Origin of the sequence: Acidobacterium capsulatum ATCC 51196, assembly GCF_000022565.1 — a bacterium.
GTDB lineage: Bacteria > Acidobacteriota > Terriglobia > Terriglobales > Acidobacteriaceae > Acidobacterium > Acidobacterium capsulatum.
The window spans coordinates 3,557,477-3,573,801 of record NC_012483.1 but is presented as its reverse complement, the minus strand read 5'-3'; the positions used below and the strand labels follow the sequence as shown (position 1 = coordinate 3,573,801).

Annotated in this window: 14 protein-coding genes; 6 read left to right on the top strand and 8 right to left on the bottom strand. The window is 61.2% G+C overall.

Annotation, left to right across the window (positions count from 1 at the left end; translation table 11 throughout):
* The first annotated feature begins 229 nt into the window (after positions 1-229).
* Positions 230-1,471 (top strand): phosphoserine phosphatase SerB, encoded by a 1,242-nt coding sequence (gene serB, locus ACP_RS14650; protein ID WP_041839624.1) that lies wholly within the window; start codon positions 230-232, stop codon positions 1,469-1,471.
* Positions 1,472-1,621: 150 nt separating this feature from the next.
* Positions 1,622-3,178, top strand: a complete 1,557-nt coding sequence (locus ACP_RS14645; protein WP_041839623.1) for a PDDEXK family nuclease — start codon at positions 1,622-1,624, stop codon at positions 3,176-3,178.
* Here the strand turns inward: ACP_RS14645 and dusB are convergent.
* Together dusB and rpmE are read right to left on the bottom strand one after the other, a co-directional pair.
* Complete coding sequence (gene dusB, locus ACP_RS14640) at positions 3,150-4,346, bottom strand: tRNA dihydrouridine synthase DusB (protein WP_015898131.1); 1,197 nt, start codon at positions 4,344-4,346, stop codon at positions 3,150-3,152. The two genes, ACP_RS14645 and dusB, sit on opposite strands and share 29 nt — an antisense overlap.
* A gap of 97 nt (positions 4,347-4,443) precedes the next feature.
* Positions 4,444-4,662: a 50S ribosomal protein L31 gene (gene rpmE, locus ACP_RS14635; RefSeq protein ID WP_015898130.1), complete on the bottom strand. Its 219-nt coding sequence runs from the start codon at positions 4,660-4,662 to the stop codon at positions 4,444-4,446.
* Between the two features lie 298 nt (positions 4,663-4,960).
* Between rpmE and ACP_RS14630 the strand changes: the two genes are divergently transcribed.
* The gene (locus tag ACP_RS14630) at positions 4,961-6,643 is read left to right on the top strand and encodes a hypothetical protein (RefSeq protein WP_015898129.1); all 1,683 of its coding nucleotides are present in this window, start codon (positions 4,961-4,963) and stop codon (positions 6,641-6,643) included.
* Between the two features lie 2 nt (positions 6,644-6,645).
* Here the strand turns inward: ACP_RS14630 and ACP_RS14625 are convergent, their stop codons facing one another.
* The 3 genes from ACP_RS14625 to ACP_RS14615 form a co-directional block, all read right to left on the bottom strand.
* A complete protein-coding gene (locus ACP_RS14625) occupies positions 6,646-8,247 on the bottom strand; it encodes an AsmA family protein (protein WP_169305990.1) in 1,602 nt (533 codons plus the stop codon).
* A 250-nt stretch (positions 8,248-8,497) separates the two neighbouring features.
* Positions 8,498-9,403 carry a pirin family protein gene (locus ACP_RS14620; RefSeq protein ID WP_015898127.1) on the bottom strand — a complete coding sequence of 302 codons (906 nt, stop codon included), beginning with the start codon at positions 9,401-9,403 and terminating at the stop codon, positions 8,498-8,500.
* Between the two features lie 76 nt (positions 9,404-9,479).
* On the bottom strand, positions 9,480-10,010 hold the full coding sequence (locus ACP_RS14615) for a YceI family protein (RefSeq protein ID WP_015898126.1): 531 nt from the start codon (positions 10,008-10,010) through the stop codon (positions 9,480-9,482).
* Between the two features lie 115 nt (positions 10,011-10,125).
* Here ACP_RS14615 and ACP_RS14610 point away from each other — a divergent pair, with 115 nt between their 5' ends.
* Together ACP_RS14610 and ACP_RS14605 are read left to right on the top strand one after the other, a co-directional pair.
* Complete coding sequence (locus ACP_RS14610; protein ID WP_148215174.1) at positions 10,126-10,680, top strand: MarR family winged helix-turn-helix transcriptional regulator; 555 nt, start codon at positions 10,126-10,128, stop codon at positions 10,678-10,680.
* 112 nt (positions 10,681-10,792) lie between these two features.
* Entirely contained in the window at positions 10,793-11,788 is a 996-nt protein-coding gene (locus ACP_RS14605; RefSeq protein WP_015898124.1) for a PfkB family carbohydrate kinase, read from the top strand.
* Between the two features lie 18 nt (positions 11,789-11,806).
* Here ACP_RS14605 and ACP_RS14600 read toward each other — a convergent pair whose 3' ends face one another.
* Both ACP_RS14600 and ACP_RS14595 read right to left on the bottom strand, forming a co-directional pair.
* Positions 11,807-13,300 carry a DUF1593 domain-containing protein gene (locus ACP_RS14600; protein WP_015898123.1) on the bottom strand — a complete coding sequence of 498 codons (1,494 nt, stop codon included), beginning with the start codon at positions 13,298-13,300 and terminating at the stop codon, positions 11,807-11,809.
* A gap of 243 nt (positions 13,301-13,543) precedes the next feature.
* Positions 13,544-14,128: a TetR/AcrR family transcriptional regulator gene (locus ACP_RS14595; RefSeq protein WP_015898122.1), complete on the bottom strand. Its 585-nt coding sequence runs from the start codon at positions 14,126-14,128 to the stop codon at positions 13,544-13,546.
* A gap of 112 nt (positions 14,129-14,240) precedes the next feature.
* Between ACP_RS14595 and ACP_RS14590 the strand changes: the two genes are divergently transcribed.
* Positions 14,241-14,621 carry a DUF4267 domain-containing protein gene (locus ACP_RS14590; RefSeq protein WP_015898121.1) on the top strand — a complete coding sequence of 127 codons (381 nt, stop codon included), beginning with the start codon at positions 14,241-14,243 and terminating at the stop codon, positions 14,619-14,621.
* Positions 14,622-14,676: 55 nt separating this feature from the next.
* Here ACP_RS14590 and ACP_RS14585 read toward each other — a convergent pair whose 3' ends face one another.
* Positions 14,677-16,077 (bottom strand): DUF5666 domain-containing protein, encoded by a 1,401-nt coding sequence (locus tag ACP_RS14585; protein WP_169305989.1) that lies wholly within the window; start codon positions 16,075-16,077, stop codon positions 14,677-14,679.
* Between the last annotated feature and the right edge of the window lie 248 nt (positions 16,078-16,325).

The following is a 16,325-nucleotide window of genomic DNA, read 5'->3' as shown; positions in this document are numbered from 1 at the left end:
CTGCTCATCGGATGGAACCATGGCGGAAAATGTTGTTTGCAGCTGACACAAAATTCCATATCTTCCGTATCTCTGCGAGTTGCCTGCACAAGCTCAATTATTTCCGCGGGAAAACTAATCCCACCACCTCGCCGCCTAACCCTCCCACGGCATCAGCGTCCAATGTCGGGAGCTTGGATGCGATCCTGTGTGTCATCGGCTCCTCTCGTCCGGTATATTCGGGACAGATATGAGCGCAGAGTCCACCCCTTCTTACTTGCTGATTCACTTCTCCGGGCCTGACCGGCCCGGGCTGACTGCCGATCTCACGCATGTGCTGGCGGCTCACGACGTTAACATCCTCGACATCGGCCAGGCGGTCGTGCACGAGACGCTCGCCCTCGGCATACTCATCGAGATACCGGCAAGCAAGAGCGTCACCTCGCTCAAGATCACGCTCACTGAGCATGCGCGCGATCTCCGCCTCGAGCCATCTTTCTCCGCGGTCTCGCAGGAGTCGCTCGAACGCTGGCTGCATGACTCCTACCAGCCCCACTTTCTCATCACCATCCTTGGCCGCACTGTCACTGCACGGCATCTCGCGCGAGTCAGCGCCATCCTCGCGGCGCACGCGTTCAACGTCTATCGCATTGAGCCGCTCACGCAGCACATTGCTTCTGACATCGCGGCCAACGCCTGCATTGAGATCTCTGCCAGCGGCGACCTCTCACGCGAGGCAGCCATGCGCGCGGAGTTCACCGCCGCCGCTGAAGAGCTCTCTGTCGATATCGCCTTCCAGCATGAGAGCATCTTCCGCCGCAATCGCCGCCTCTTTGCCTTTGATATGGACTCGACGCTGATCCAGGGCGAAGTTATCGACGAGCTGGCGCGAATGGCCGGTGTCGGCGATGAAGTCGTGAAGATCACTGAGGCCGCCATGCGCGGAGAACTCAACTTTGACGAGAGCTTCACACGCCGTGTCAGCTTGCTCAAAGGCCTTCCGGCCGAGCGGGTCTACACGTTGCTCGATGCCATTCCGCTGACCGAGGGTGCGGAGCGCCTCATCCGCACGCTGCGCCGTCTCGGCTACAAAACCGCCATTCTTTCCGGCGGATTCAAGTTCTTCGCCAACCACCTGCAACAGAAACTTGGCATCGACTACGTGTACGCCAATGATCTCGAAATCATAGATGGCACGGTCACCGGCCGCGTGATTCCGCCCATTGTGAATGGCGAGCGCAAAGCCGCGCTGCTCAAAGAGATTGCCGGGCGCGAGAGCATCTCTCTCGAACAGGTCGTTGCCGTCGGTGACGGAGCCAACGACATTCCCATGCTCAGCGTGGCCGGCATGGGCATTGCTTATCGCGCCAAGCCGCGCGTGCGCCAGCAGGCCAGCCAGTCCATCTCATGGCTCGGCCTGGATGGTCTGCTTTATCTCATCGGCGTGCGCGACCGCGATCTGCGCGCGAGCGAAGCAACGGAATCAAAGTAACCTGCCGCACGCAATTCACTTCCGCTATAGTGACCTCAGCGCGGCGAAGCATTCACCCTTCGCCGCGTTTTTTCTCCCAGACTCGCGTGCTACTTTTCCGTGCCGCCTCACCGATGCGCAGACATCGAGGCCACGGGTTTTAGATCCATCATGATCACGCAAGCACCCGCCGCCCTCACGCCATTAGAACTCGCCCAGCGCCTGGAAGCCTTCCTCGCCGAGCATCCCTCCGCCGCCGTGCTCGAAGAAGGCGCGATGCTCTTCGACATGCGGCTGGCCCGCTACTCGGTCACGAGTGAGCATAACCGCTGCATGCTGCACCTTTGGTCTGATCAGCGCAATCTGGTGCGCACCGTGACCGGCATGCGCGCAAGAAGCAACTCGCTGCTCATCGAGACACGCCGCTTCGGCCAGACCAGGCCGCAGTCACTGCTCATGCTCGCCGAGCAGGAGCGCCGCACCCCCACGGCGCGCGACTCCAGCCGGCGTCAATATTTGCAGCGGCTCCAGCGCGTGGTCACCTCCCACTTTGAAGGCACTCCTGAATCCTTCTCCACCGCGCTCGACATGGAGCAAAGCCTCGGCCCCGCCTACGCGCGCGGACTGCTCGCGCGCGGACCCTCAGCCTGGGCAGTGCTCGGCGTCAACGCGCAGGAAGATGCGTCCACCATCACCAACGCCGTCACGCTGGGCATTTTATGGCTGCAGGCCTGCCGCGAACGCCTCGCAAAAAAGCGGGTCGTCGAAGGGCTGCGTCTGTTCCTGCCGCGCGGCATGGCCCAGGGCGCACGCGAACGCATGCGGTGGCTCAGCCGCGATCTGGCAAAGTGGGAACTCTACGAGCTGAGCGAAGACAACGACGAGCTGACGCCTTTGGAAATCACCGACACGGGCAATCTTGCCATGGAAGTGAGGCACGCCTTTGATCCCGAGGCAGCCATGGCGCGCATGCGCGAGGGACTTCAGTCTCTGCTCGATCAGTTGCCCGAATCCCTGCGCACTCGCACCGAGATTCGCCCGCGCTCTGCCACTGAAGTCGCGCTTCTGCTGCATGGCCTAGAATATGCACGCGTGCGCCATGAGCCACTGCCAGGCAGCTTTCGCCTCGCCGACCGTATCACCTTCGGCGCGGGCCGCAGTGAAACAGAACTCACAGAAGAGACCGCATCCTGGCTTCTCGATCTGGCCGCGCGCCTGGCTGAAGACCGCAAACCCGGTGGCAACCTGCGCAATCCGCTCTATCGCATGCAGCCGGAACCGTGGCTGGAATCGCAGTTGCGCCAGCATCCCGGCGTAATCGACCCCATGCTGCGCGGCGATTTTCTCTATGAGCAGGTGCCCGCTCTCTCCGCGGCCGATCGCGGCCTCATGGACCTGCTGACCGTCACACGGAATGGCCGTCTCGTCGTGATGGAGTTGAAAGCCGAAGAAGACCCGCACCTGCCCTTGCAGGCGCTCGACTACTGGATGCGCGTGCGCACGTTGCATCGCTCCGGCGAGCTGCAACGTCATGGCTACTTTACCGGAATCGAGTTATCCCAGGACGATCCAATGCTTTACCTGATCGCGCCCGCGCTCCGTCTGCACCCTACCTATCCGGTCGTGCTGCAGTATCTTTCCCGCGAAATCGAGTGGCAGGTCATCGGCCTCGACGAGCACTGGCGAACGACGCCGCGCGTCATCCTGCGCAGGCGGCCGAATCCATAGCCGGAAAATCCTCCGGCACATCTTCCATCCGCTGCAACGGCTCGAGCGCTTCCCCGCTCAGGCGCGTCTCAAAAAACCGCTCCACCGCATCCAGAATCTTCGGCCCCGTCTTTGCCTCATAAATGGACTTGCGCAACCCCGCACCACCCGGCACTCCATGCGTGAACCATGAGGCAAACTGCTTCATCTTGCCCTCGGCCGCACGCGAGGCATGCTCATCTTCGCGGCCCTCGTCGAGCAGCATCTCAAAGTAGGTGCGAATCATCTGGTAGCGATCCGCCTCGCTGGGCTCGTCATAGCGGCCCGTCGCCGTGTACTGTGCAATCTGGCGAAAAATCCACGGATTCGCCGGAGCCGCACGGCCAATCATCACCCCGTCGCAGCCCGTCTTCGCCACCAGCGCGCAGGCATCTTCCGGCGTGCGCACATCGCCGTTGCCAATCACCGGAATCCGCACCGCATCCTTCACTTCCGCAATGTGCTCCCACCGTGCCTGACCGGAGTAGCCCTGCTCGCGCGTGCGAGCATGCAGTGACACGGCATTCAGCCCGCTTTCTTCGGCCAGCCGCGCCAGCGGAACGCAAATGATGTGCTGATCGTTCCAGCCCAGCCGGAACTTGACCGTGAAAGGAATCTTCACCGCCCCGCGCACTGCTTCAAATATCTTCGCAATCAGCGGCAGGTCGCGCAGCAGGCCGCTGCCGCCGTTGCACGCCACTACGCGCTTGGCCGGGCAGCCAAGATTCAGGTCCACCATGTCAAAGCCGGTGTCTTCCACAATGCGCGCCCCCTCGGCCAGCGTCTCCGGATTCGACCCGAAAAGCTGCGCCGCAATGGGATGCTCGTCCTCATAAAACGTGAGGTAGCGCTTGCGCTTGGACTCGCGCATCTTCGACAACCCATCCGCCGAGGTGAACTCGGTCATGATGAGCCCGCAGCCGGACTGCTGGTTGGTCACCTCGCGGTCCACATTCGCCGCGCCCGCGCCGCCCTCGGCAAACAGGCTCGCGTTCCGGATGAAGCGGCGGAACACCGTATCCGTCACCCCCGCCATGGGCGCCAGCACCGTTGCCGGAGCCACCACCACCCCGCCGATATCCATCGACGCGGGCACGCGCACGCCCTCCGGCATGGTGTACTCGACCGGATTGTCCCACTGCTTCTTCATCGATCGCTTCTTCATCGAAGAGGCCCTGCATTCCCGGCAAACACGTCGAAGCCTCCGCCAACGCGGAGGCTTCTGGGTTCTGTGCTGCGCCGGCGCGTTACTTGGCGGCTTCGACCTTGGCGTACTTGCGGCGGAAGCGCTCCACGCGGCCCGCGGTGTCGATCAGCTTCTGCTTACCGGTGAAAAACGGGTGGCAAGCCGAGCAGATTTCCACGTGGATGTCACCACGATGGGTCGAGCGCGTCGTAAAGTCGTTCCCGCAGGCGCACTTGACATGAATTTCGTTGTAGTTCGGATGAATATTCTGCTTTGGCATGACTCGAAAAGACCTTTCCTGCAATTCTCTTATGTTACCCATATTGGATGCGCAGGGCAACCCAAAAGGCTCACGGCCGGCCCCGAGGCGCAAAACCGCCCCCGCTCGGGCATGCTCGTCCCGCCAGACCCTCCGCGCTCCACCTTCCTACACCTTGCGTTTCATCAACTTACGTTATCGCCCTAAGTCAACCATCGGAGTATTTACCTTCCCGCATGGCAATCTGGCTTTGAGCATGTATAGAATCGGCTCAGACAACTGAACTTCCCACGGGAATGTAGGAGACGTATTTATACGCATGAGCTGGATGGAGCGCTCTGCCGAGGCCGGCGACAGGCCTCGCCGCTGGAGCGGTTGGGACACGCTGGCTCTGCTGCTTGACGCTGCCGTAGTTAGCATTGGATTGTTATGGCACGACCCGTGGGCTGACGAAGCACAGGCGTGGCTGATCGCCCGCTCCATGGGCTTCTGGCAGATTGTGGCGCATGGGGTGCGCTATGAGGGCAGCCCCGCTCTGTGGCACTGCTTCCTGCATCTGCTGATTCTGCTTCACGTGAGCTATTCCGGCATGGCCTGGGCGACGGGAGCCATGGCGCTGGCCGGCATCGCGATTTTCCTGCGCTGGTCGCCATTTCCTCCCATACTGCGCCTGCTGTTGCCGCTCACCTTCTGGCTCGCTTATCAGGACGCCGTCATCGCTCGCAGCTATGTGTTATTCACGCCGCTAGGCTTTGCAGCGGCGGCGCTGCTGCGGAACCGCGCACAGCGTCCCATACTTCTCGCCGTAATTCTGGCCCTGTGCGCCAACATCTCACTGCACGGCTTTCTTGCTGCTCTGGGACTGGCGGCCGTAGCCCTGATGCAGGCATGGCGCTCCCGGTCCCGGTCCGGCGTCGCAGGCCTCGGGCGCAACCCGGCCGGGATCGCAGCGGCGTTGATCCTGCTCACCGGCGTCAGTGTGGCCGTTTTTTCGGCATATCCGCCACCGGATGACAGTTGGCCAGCCGCCACAAACATCGTCAAATCGGCCAAAAGAATGGACGCCCAGCTCCTTGGCCGGCCCCTCGCGGCAAAGTACCAGCCCCACTCTTCGGCCACTACCGCGGCGGATCAATTGGTTCCCTTACCCTATCCGCGCCACCATCGCACGCCGCTCCAGTCTCTCCACAAAAGAGCCGCGCGCATTCTCGGCACCATCACTTTTCCGCTGTCAGACGCGGGCCTTTACGGACTCCTGCTCTTCGGCGCGCTCTGCTGGCTGGCCATTCGCACACCCCCGACCCTCGAAGCGGGTCCGATGGGATGGCCCGGCTTGTTGCCCTATCTGGTGCTCGTGTTGATTTTCAGCAGCATGTATCTGGAGCCAAGGCACTGCGGCATGATGATGATGGGCTTTTTCATCGCGCTCTGGCTGGTGTGGCCCTCTACCACGCAGCCGTTGACGCGCGGGCATCGCATCGTCACCGCCCTGCTGGTGCTGATGGCAGTCGAACAGATCGCCTGGACCGCCCATGCCCTTTGGCGCAGCACGCGCACCGCCTCCGCTCCCAGCACCGCGACCGCCGCATTCCTCAAGCAGTATTCCGGCGTCCCCGTGGATGGCTTTTACTATCACTCCATCAACGTGCTTCCGTATTTCCGGCGCAATATCTACGCCAACCAGAGCTCGCCCTACTGGCTATGGAGCAAACACCAGCACATCGACCGGGATGCCCCCATCGCAATCGCAAAACGCCCGCGCATCATCGTTGTCGGCGGCTTCCGTTGGAGCCCGCGCGACAGCGCTGTCAGTTACGACTGGAAAAGGCCCGGTGCCGGCCTGAACAGTATCTGGCAGAACGACCGCTATCGCATCGTGGCCTACGCAAAGCAGCATGGCTACAGCGAAACCCACGATTTCTGCGGCTATCAGTTCATGCGCTTCGGCTATGTAGAGCGCGACTGCGACATCATTCTTGAGCCGTCGGCAGAAGCGCGCTGAGCCTACTGCGGCGGAGGCTGCACCCGCTTGCCCTTCGGCAGCGCCTTCTCATCTTCATGGCGATGCTTGAAGTCGAGACCGAAGTGCGGCGACGAGCGCGTCCCGTGAATCTGGATGGGCACCTGCATCCCCGCATTCTTCTTTGACAGGAACGGATTGGCGATCTTCAGCGCCCAGTGCTTCCAGCCCGTCACCATCTGCGATGCCTTGGCCGAGGTGCGCACCACGCCATGCAGGTCAAACTGCTTTCCGTCAAGCGAATACACGCCGTCAAGCCCCACGACCGCGCCCTTCACCGTGTAGACCAGATGCTGCAGCCTCAGCTTTCCATTCCCAAGGTAAAAGTGCCCCTGCATTTGCGAGGCCGCATCCGGCATCTGCACCTGATCGAGATTCCCCTGCTTGCGCGCCTTGCCGATCGTCTTCGCCTTTTTCGGCCGCCCCTGCGCCCGCAGGCTCAGCTCATCCACCGCCGCCTGAAATTTCGGATTGTTGAAGTGTGCATTCTTCAACTGAAAGGTCCCATCCAACTGCAGCTTTTTCACCACAGACACCTTGCCCGGCGGAATCTTCAACGAAAAATGCAGCGTCACCGCGCCGCTCATCAACGGAGGCGTCGTCTTCACCGCCAGCCGCAAAAAGTCCTCAATGTTGGCGGGCCCTGATTCCACCTTCAGATCAATCTCATGCCCCTTGCCGCCGGGGCCGCGCACCACCTCACCGCGCGCCACAATCTTCGAGTGGTTCAGCATGGCGTTCACCGGCTGCAGATAGGTGTTGCCGTTGGTGCCATCCACAATCGCATGAAATTGAGTGTGCAGCGGCACCGGTGTATTCGCCGTGCTCAGGCTGAAGTCGGGTGTATCCGTCTCGCCATCCACCACAATGTGGTTCAGTTGCCCCTGATAATGCCCTTTGGACGAAAGCATGCCGCCGATGCCCTTGATGGTTCCGAGATCAGCATGCGCAAAGCTGTAATCGCCCGAGACCGGCGTCTGCCCCGGATCGTCCGCATGAAACGGCCCGAAATAACCATCCGTGGCAATCGCGCCCACCGGCTTGGGATTGATGAGCTGCGCCGTAAAGTGCCGCCCCTTGCCCTTTTCCGCCGCTCCCATCCGGATATTCGAAATCACAAACATCATCGGCGGCTTGCCCGGCTTGCTGCTCATGATGTTCAGCACCGCGTGATCCACCTGCACGCGATCCACGTTGATGCTCTGCTTGTGCGAGCCCTTCTGTCCGCGCATGGGGTGCAGCGCCTTCACCTGCTGACGCACCTGCTTCGGCGGAATGTTCAGATGCAGCCCGCTCACCTTCACCAGCGCAATGTTCATCGGGCTGCGAAACAGATCATGCCAGTGAGTATGAAAGGAGAACTTCTCCACCGTCGCCAGCGGCCGCCCTGACGGCATATCGTTCGGATAAATCTGCAGCCCGCTGCCCGTCGCCGACAACCCAGCCACCAGCGAAACATGAAAGTGCTGCAGAACCACCCGGCTATTCAGGCGCGCCGAGAGTGAGTCCACAATCCTTCGACGCAGCATCGGCTCGGCGTTGTTCACCACCCACTGGCCAATACCCAGCAGAATTGCCACTATCACAGTTACAATCACCGCAACGCGGCACCAGCGGCCACACCGCCGCCTGGGTCGCTCCAGTGGCTGCTCGTCGTTCCTTTCGTTCTGGCCCATGCATAGCCACCCTTCCGCGCGGCGGGTTACGGCTAAGTTAGAAGCGTCGCCATCCTTTGCGGTTGGATGCCGATGAATCCCTGCACCGCACGGCTCATGCAGGCAAAAAGCAAGGGCGTCTCGCAACGAGACGCCCTTCCATTGCCAGTTCCGTTCCGGCTCAGGGATGCTTGATGAACTTCCCGCTCTGCAGTTCGCTCATCGCCGTGCGCAGCTCCTCCTGCGTGTTCATCACAATCGGCCCGTACCACGCGACCGGCTCCTCGATCGGCTTGCCTGAGATCAGCAGAAAGCGAATGCCCTCGGGCCCCGCCTGCACCACAATCTCATCACCGCGATCAAAGAGCACCATCGTGTGATTCTTCGCGTCGTACACCGGCGCGGCCTCGGGCGCGTGCGCCTGCTCCGTCAGCACCGCGCGCGGCTCTGAGGCGTCGCGAAACGTGCCTGCGCCTGCGAATACATACGCAAACGCATTGCGCGTCACATCCACCTTGAGGCGGCGCTTCTTGCCCGGCGGCACTGACACATCAATGTACTGCGGATCCGCCGCCACGCCTTCCACCGGCCCGCGCTGGCCCCAGAACTCGCCGCACAGCACGCGCACATGCGTGCCGTCGTCCTCCGTCACTTCAGGAATCGCAGCCGAAGGAATGTCCTGGTAGCGCGGCGCGGTCATCTTGAGCGAGGCCGGCAGATTGGCCCAGAGCTGAAAGCCATGCATCCGCCCCTGCGCATCGCCCTTCGGCATCTCGTGATGCAGAATGCCGCTGCCCGCCGTCATCCACTGCAGGTCGCCGCCGGTCAGGCTGCCGCGATTGCCCAGGCTGTCGCCATGCTCCACCTCGCCCGCCAGCACATAGGTAATCGTTTCAATGCCGCGATGAGGATGCCACGGAAACCCCGCCAGATAATTTTTGGGGTCATCGTTACGAAAATCGTCGAAGAGCAGAAACGGATCAAAGTCCTTGGTCTTGCCAAAGCCAAAGGCGCGCTCCAGCTTCACTCCTGCGCCTTCCATCGTCGTCTTCGTCTCAAGAATCTCCCGGGGTGCTCTGAGAGACATAAGGATACCTCCTTGCCCTGCGGCCACTCTCTGTACGCCAAAGCGCACAGAGAGTGGGTTGTCTTGCTCTCACTACTTACGCGCGAATCGCCGAAATCTCCAGCTCAATCTTCAGGTCATCGCCCACCAGCACGCCGCCGGTTTCAATGGCGGCATTCCATGTCAGGCCAAACTCACTGCGCTTGATCTTCGTCGTGGCCGAGGCGCCAATGCGCACATTGCCAAACGGGTCCTTCGCTTCCGGCGTCGGGCCCTCCACGTTCAGCACGACTTCCTTCGTCACGCCATGAATGGTCAGGTCGCCGGTCACCTTCGCCTCGCCGTCGCCCGCGCTCTCAAACTTCTTGCTCTTGAAGGTGATCGTCGGGTGCTGCTCGGCATGCAGAAAATCCGGGCTCTTCAGGTGCGCATCGCGCTGCGCATCGAGCGTGTTGATCGTGTTCACGTCAATCACGGACTCAATGCTGGTCGCCGCCACATTCTGCGGATCATACTCAATCGTGCCCTGCACGTTGCTGAAGCCGCCGCGCACATTGCTGATCATCATGTGGCGAACCGTGAACTGCGCGCCCGAGTGCGCCGGATCGATCTTATAAACAGTCTTCATATAGCTCTCCTCTTCGGTTGGTTGGGGACGCTCAGCGCCCCTCAAAAATATCTTGATATCAAGATAGATGCACCCTGCGCCAAAACGATTCCGTGAAAAAATAGTGACAGACTGCATGAAGAAACCACCTCCCACGCACGCAGCTCTTGCCGAACCCGCAAGCACCCGGCCACGCACAAAGCCGGAACCGGTGCGAGCACCCGCGCCCGAGCGCGCCACCCCGCCGGAAGAAGACCTCAGCGGCCTGCACACCTGGCTCATCCTCTGGAAGGCCCAGCGCGCTGTCGGGCAGAACGCCCATCGCAGCATTGCGGGGCTCGGCCTCGGCCTCTCCGAGTTTGCCGCTCTTGAATTGCTGCTCCACAAGGGCCCGCAGCCGGTCAACACCATCGGCAAAAAGATTCTGCTCACCAGCGGCTCCATCACCACCGCCGTCGACCGGCTTGAGAGCCGGGGCCTGGTGCGCCGCATGCCCCACCCCACCGACCATCGCGCCCGCCTCGTCGAGCTCACTTCCGAGGGCCGCGATCTCATCCAGTGCGCCTTCCGCCGCCACCGTCTCGACATGGAAGAGACCGCCGCCGCCCTCAGCCCTCAGGAACGCCGCGAGCTGATGCGCCTGCTCAGGAAGTGGGGCCACTCCGCCGCCGAGCGCCTCTCCGAGCGGTAATTCCCGGCGGCCGCGCCGTCCCCGTCTCGCGCGCCGGCGTTCCTTATTCCCGTTTGCCGCGCATACGATAGAAGCAAGACGTCCGAGGAAAATCCCGCCTCTTCCCATTCTGATGCCACAACGCGCCCCCCAATCCGAACCCTCCTCGCTGCTCTACGAGCAGAAGCGCGTCATCGGCCTCGGCGAAATCCTCTGGGACTGCCACCCCGAAGGCCGCCAGCTCGGCGGAGCGCCCGCCAACTTTGCCGTCATGGCCGCGCGCCTCGGCGACCACGGCATCCTCGCCAGCCGCCTCGGCGTCGATGACGCGGGCAAGGATGCTCACGACGAGCTGGCCTGCCTGCCGCTCGATCTCAACTTTTTGCAAACAGACACCGAGCACCCCACCGGCCTCGCCCGCGTCATTTATAAACGCCACGCGCACGGCCAGGCTCTCAACTCAGCCAATCCCAGCTATGAGATCCCCCAGCCCGCCGCCTGGGACTTCCTCGACTTCAGCCCCTCCTGGCGCTCGCTGGCCGGCGCGGCGCATGCCGTCTGCTTCGGGACCCTGGCCCAGCGCAATCCGCACTCACGCAAAACCATCCAGCAGTTTCTGACCGCCACACAGCCGGAGTGCCTCCGCGTCTTTGACGTCAACCTGCGGCCGCCCTTTTTTGACGCACCCATGCTGCGCGACTCGCTCGCCCACACCACGTTGCTCAAAATGAATCACAAGGAAGCTCCGCAGCTTCTCGCCCTGCTCCAGGCGCCCGCTCGCTTCGCCAGCCTGCCGCTCCAGCACGCCGCGCATTACCTGCTCGACGCATTCCCGGCTCTGCAACTGGTCTGCATCACGCTCGGCAGCGCAGGCAGCCTGCTGGTCACCCACAGCGATCAGCACCATCATCCGGGCCTGCACAGCCGCGCCATCGACACCGTGGGAGCAGGCGACGCCTTCACCGCCGCCCTTGTCCACTACTACCTCGACGGAGCGCCCCTGCCCATCCTCAACGAAGCCGGCAACCGCTGGGGCGCATGGGTCGCCTCCCAGCGCGGAGCCATTCCGCCCCTCGACGCCGCTACATTGTCCGCCAACGCGCAGGCCATTGCGGCTGCAGGCGCCTGACAAATCACTCTGCGCTCATCAAGGCGCAACCGCGACAATGAATCTCTGATACCGCGACAGTGGCGGCGTGCCCTTGTCCGTGACCCTGATAATAAAATGCAGCGTCTCCGGTTTTTCCACCTTCGGAGCCGTGGCAAAAATGCTGCTCGTATCAGGAGCGCTGAACTCCACCTCACCGCGGTAGGAACCGGCCTCGGGATAGGGAAACCAGTAGTAGGTCAGGCTGTCTCCATCCGGGTCGGTCGCCTCTACTCCCAGGCTGAACTGGCTGCCCGAGCGTACATGGATCACCGAAGGCTGCTGCCGAATGACCACCGGCGGATGATTGGCCTCCCGGTAGCTCTTCGTGGTCCAGTCCATGCGGGCCGCAAAATCATTCTGGAAATCGTCTCTCCATCGCCATACCGTAACCTGATTGCCGCTGAAGGTGGCCTTCCCCGGCTCGATGGCCCGGCCATATTCGCCATGAACCGCCGGCGTATAACGATCCTCCGCATTCGTCCAGATCGGACGCGTCTCCTGCGGAATAGGAACTCCCCCCAGAAAGGTCTTGGGATTCGTAATCGGAACCACGGGCTGATAGAGCTCATAGCGCCCGCCCCAGCCGCCCCAGTCAGGATGCTCCATATCATTCAGCCCGTTCGGAATCAGCCCCAGCCACGAAGGAGTATCTCCCTCCATGCCATACGCCACATCCGGATAAGCCGCCCCCAGCGGCCCATGACCCTGCTGAATATTCTTGGCCAGCCATGCATTGCTAATGGAGGTATTGTCGATTCCCGGCACAAATCGATTGATGCCCTGCCATGTCGCGGTACTGTAATCGCCCCCCGGACTGACAATGTAAAACAACTCAGGAAAGCTCTTGCGAATCCAGGGTCCGCTGTCATCCTGATCCGAGATCGCATAGACGCGCAATTTGCTGATAAGGCGCTGAAACTCGCTGGCCGATTTCGTCTTCCTCAGACGGTAAAGCGCCTGGGCCAGCGTGTTCGTGCCGCCCCATGCAGTCACCCAAAGCGGCCGCGCATCCTCTCGCTCCAGGCTCCGGATAATCCACTCCGAGCCTTCCGAGTCCATGCCCTCGCCAACGCCCTTCATGCCATACTTCGCCAGCCCACGCTTGACCATCGACCGCAACCGCTCGGCTGAGGGATAACCCGGATCATGCAGCAGCAGATTGGCATGCACCTTACTGTACGCTTCCAGCACCTCTAGAATCAGGTCCGGCTCCGGCGCCGGCCTCCACACGGAAGTCGTCGCAATCAGCCCCTCAATCTCGATCTCATTCGAGTAAAGCGTCAACCGGCAGGTGCTCTCAGTGTCATCCGGGTCCGCTCCGATATCGGTCATCACGATCAGGCGATTCTTCCCGGACTCTTGTCCGGCATCCCCGCCAGGCACGCCCGTCCCAAGTGCGCGAACCTCGCCCATCGCGCGCAGAGGCGACAGACCCAGCTTCAAACCCATCATGGACACGAGTCCACGCACAGCAAAATCACGGCGATTCATCCGAAAACACCTCGCAGTCCAATGCGTGCGGCAAGCACGCGTCCCTGCAGTTCTTTCACAGAGAGACCATCGCTCCGTCTCTCGCACACACGCCGCAGGCTCGCGGGCACTCCAGACAACCTTAAACACGAAAGCGCGCCCCTACAAATCCAGACGATTCCGAAACACCTCGCTCCTTCCACTCCAGCCTGGCCCCGGCTCTCGCGCTTAGCACCGAAAATGAAAGCCCCACAACCGCTCAAACTATGCGGCGTGCCGGTCAAAAAGCCTCACAAACGCCCTCAGCCGCTCTTTCTCGCGGCTGCGAGGGAGCCGCTTGGTTCTGCTGAGTTCGGCAAGCCCATGCAACCCGGCCCAGAACAATTCCGCGATCACCTCCGCCTTGGAACCATGGCTCTCGAATAGTTCCATCAGTTGCGCAAAGGCCGATTGCAACGCGTCTGGCGTCGCCGAATCCGCAAAGGGGACGTTGAGGCTCAGCGAAAACATCACTTCATACAGCGCGGGCGAAGACGACGCAAACGTCAGATATGCGGACGCAAATGCTTCGAGCCCCGCATCCCCCTTCGCGCGCTTTTTCGCCCTTTCGAGCGCAACGCTCAGTTCCTGAAATCCCTCAATCGCAACCGCGGCCAAAATCCCTTCGCGGCTCCCGAAGTGGGAGTACAGGACCGGCTGGCTATAGGCAATCTCGTCGGAAAGACGGCGAACCGTCACACTCGGCCACCCCTCCGTCTCTGCAATACGCCGCGCCGCCCCGATGATCTGCTCCCGCCGGGCCTGCCGGTCGCGCTGCTTTCTTTCCGCAATTCGGCTTGTGGGTGCCATGTTCTCCATGAGTCCAACATAGCATCGCTAGAAAATATTGCGCTATCCTGAATCCTTCCCCGGCGCCTCACATCTTTTATAGCGTTGCTAGGTTTTCTAAAGGAGATATATCATGCACACCACCATCCCGCTCGCCATCGCCGCTCTCCTCGCTGCCGGAATCATCGTCATTGGCAGCTTCTACATCGCATCGCCAGAAAAAATGACCCCGTCCTTCGGGCTCAAGCTGCCCTCGCCGGACCCCGAAACCCGGGCATGGCTGCGCCTCAAAGGCATTCGCGATATCGTCTCCGGCCTGGTCGTCCTGTCCCTGATGTTCACTACCAATCCGCGCACCGTGGGCGTGGCGCTTCTCGCCGAATCCTTCACCGCCTTCGGCGATATGTGCAACGTGCTCGGCTCCGGCGGCTCCCGGCGCGCAGCCTTCTCCATCCACGGCGTGACCTTCGCGGTCATGGTGGTGGCCGGCTTATTCCTCATCAATATTTTCTGAGCCCACGCCTCCCACGGCCGCTATCCGGCGGCCTGGGGCTATCTTCCCGGCCGGTTTACTCCGAAGCAATCGTGGATGCCACAAGAGACCATTGCCCTGCATTCTGAAAGAGCAGTCCATGAACACGAAGCGTTGCCCCGCTGGCGATGGTCTCACTGGATTCCACGTTGGTACTGGCTTGCTGATAAACCAGAATCGTCGTCGCCCCGGTCAATCCAGTGAACGCGCTCTGAGGATCCAGCATCAGCGTAAAGCTGGTGGAGTTCCCTGGGACAATGGCGCTGCTCGCCGTCCCTCGAAAGCCTTGCTCTTCCAGATAAATCTGGGAGGCAGTCATCGTGCCGGCCGAATTCCCCATCATGCCGCCGCCCATCCCGCTTCCGGCCATCATGCCGCCAGAAGGATTGATCGGCATCACCGATTGCCCGGCATAGACATGACTTGCGTCAAACGCCGGAGTGAAAGGCAATCCGGTCAAATCCACTCGATCGTCGTCTACCGTAAACGCAGTGCCAGAACCAATATTCACCGTGATGGTTCGGGACAGATAAGCGGTCATCATGCTGGCGCCCGCGCCGTTCTGCATCACCAGACTCAACTGGGTCGCTGGCGTGCCTGTAACCTCCGTGACAATGCCGCCGCCCATAATGCCGCCGGATTGCATCCTCGATCGCACCCGCGTCGCCAGCAGGCTGCCATCCGGCTGCAGGCTGGCAGTCACCAGAACTCCCATCCCTGAACCCATCATGCCCATGCCATTGGCGATTCCCTCAAACTGCGTCGAGGAATTTGTCATCACCGTAAAGGATTGCGCCGCCTGCGCGGGCGTCATAATGAACGAGCCTGACGCAGTGCTGCTGATCGTGCCCATCATCTGCTGCATGCCGCCATCAAATGGGTTGTTCCCGCTTCCGGCGCTTTGCATTCCGCTCGAAAAATGAAACTGCGGAGAAAAGTTCAGGTTGCCACTGTTGTCCGCAGTCACAGAGTGAGCCAGGTCCAGATCGAAGTTGAAAGCCATGGGAGTCAGGCCAAGTGTCACCGGCGAGCTGAATGTCACCGTTGCCTGGAAGGGGCCTGGGATGGTTTGGTTCATCAGCGTTTTTGTTACCGGATCGATGTACGTCACGCTGCAGTTGCCAAACGCAATCGAAGCCGAATTATATGTTCCCTGAGGAGCGGACAGCATGGCGAAAGGCTGCATTGTCCCCATCCGTTGCATCATCTCCATCGCGGTAGGGCTGCTGCTGACGGTGACCGTTCCGTTGCTGCCATTCAGCGACATCGAAGTGACAGAGGTCGAAAAGGCCAGCATCCAGTCCGCCGGAGCATCTCCCATATTCACCTGAATGGTATTGCTCGTGGGTGGCGGCGTCGTTCCGCCTCCTCCGCTGCTGCTACTGGTTGTTCCGCTTCCACCGCATGCAACCAGAAGACCCAACACTCCAGCGCTCACGACGCCCGCAGCTTTTCTCCATCTGGAAGCCGCGAAGGAATTTGCCAAACTTGAAGTTAGCGGATTCACGGGATTCTCCTCGGAAATCAGCTTTTCCCCACCATCTTTCCTTTGCGGGTCATCGAGGACCATGCCGCGAGCCAGAAAACCCGCGCCGATTTCTGTACTGTCATTTACCTCTCGCGCCACCTCATTCCTCTGTGACTCAAATCACTCGTCACATGGCACGGCTCCTCCACTCCCATCCG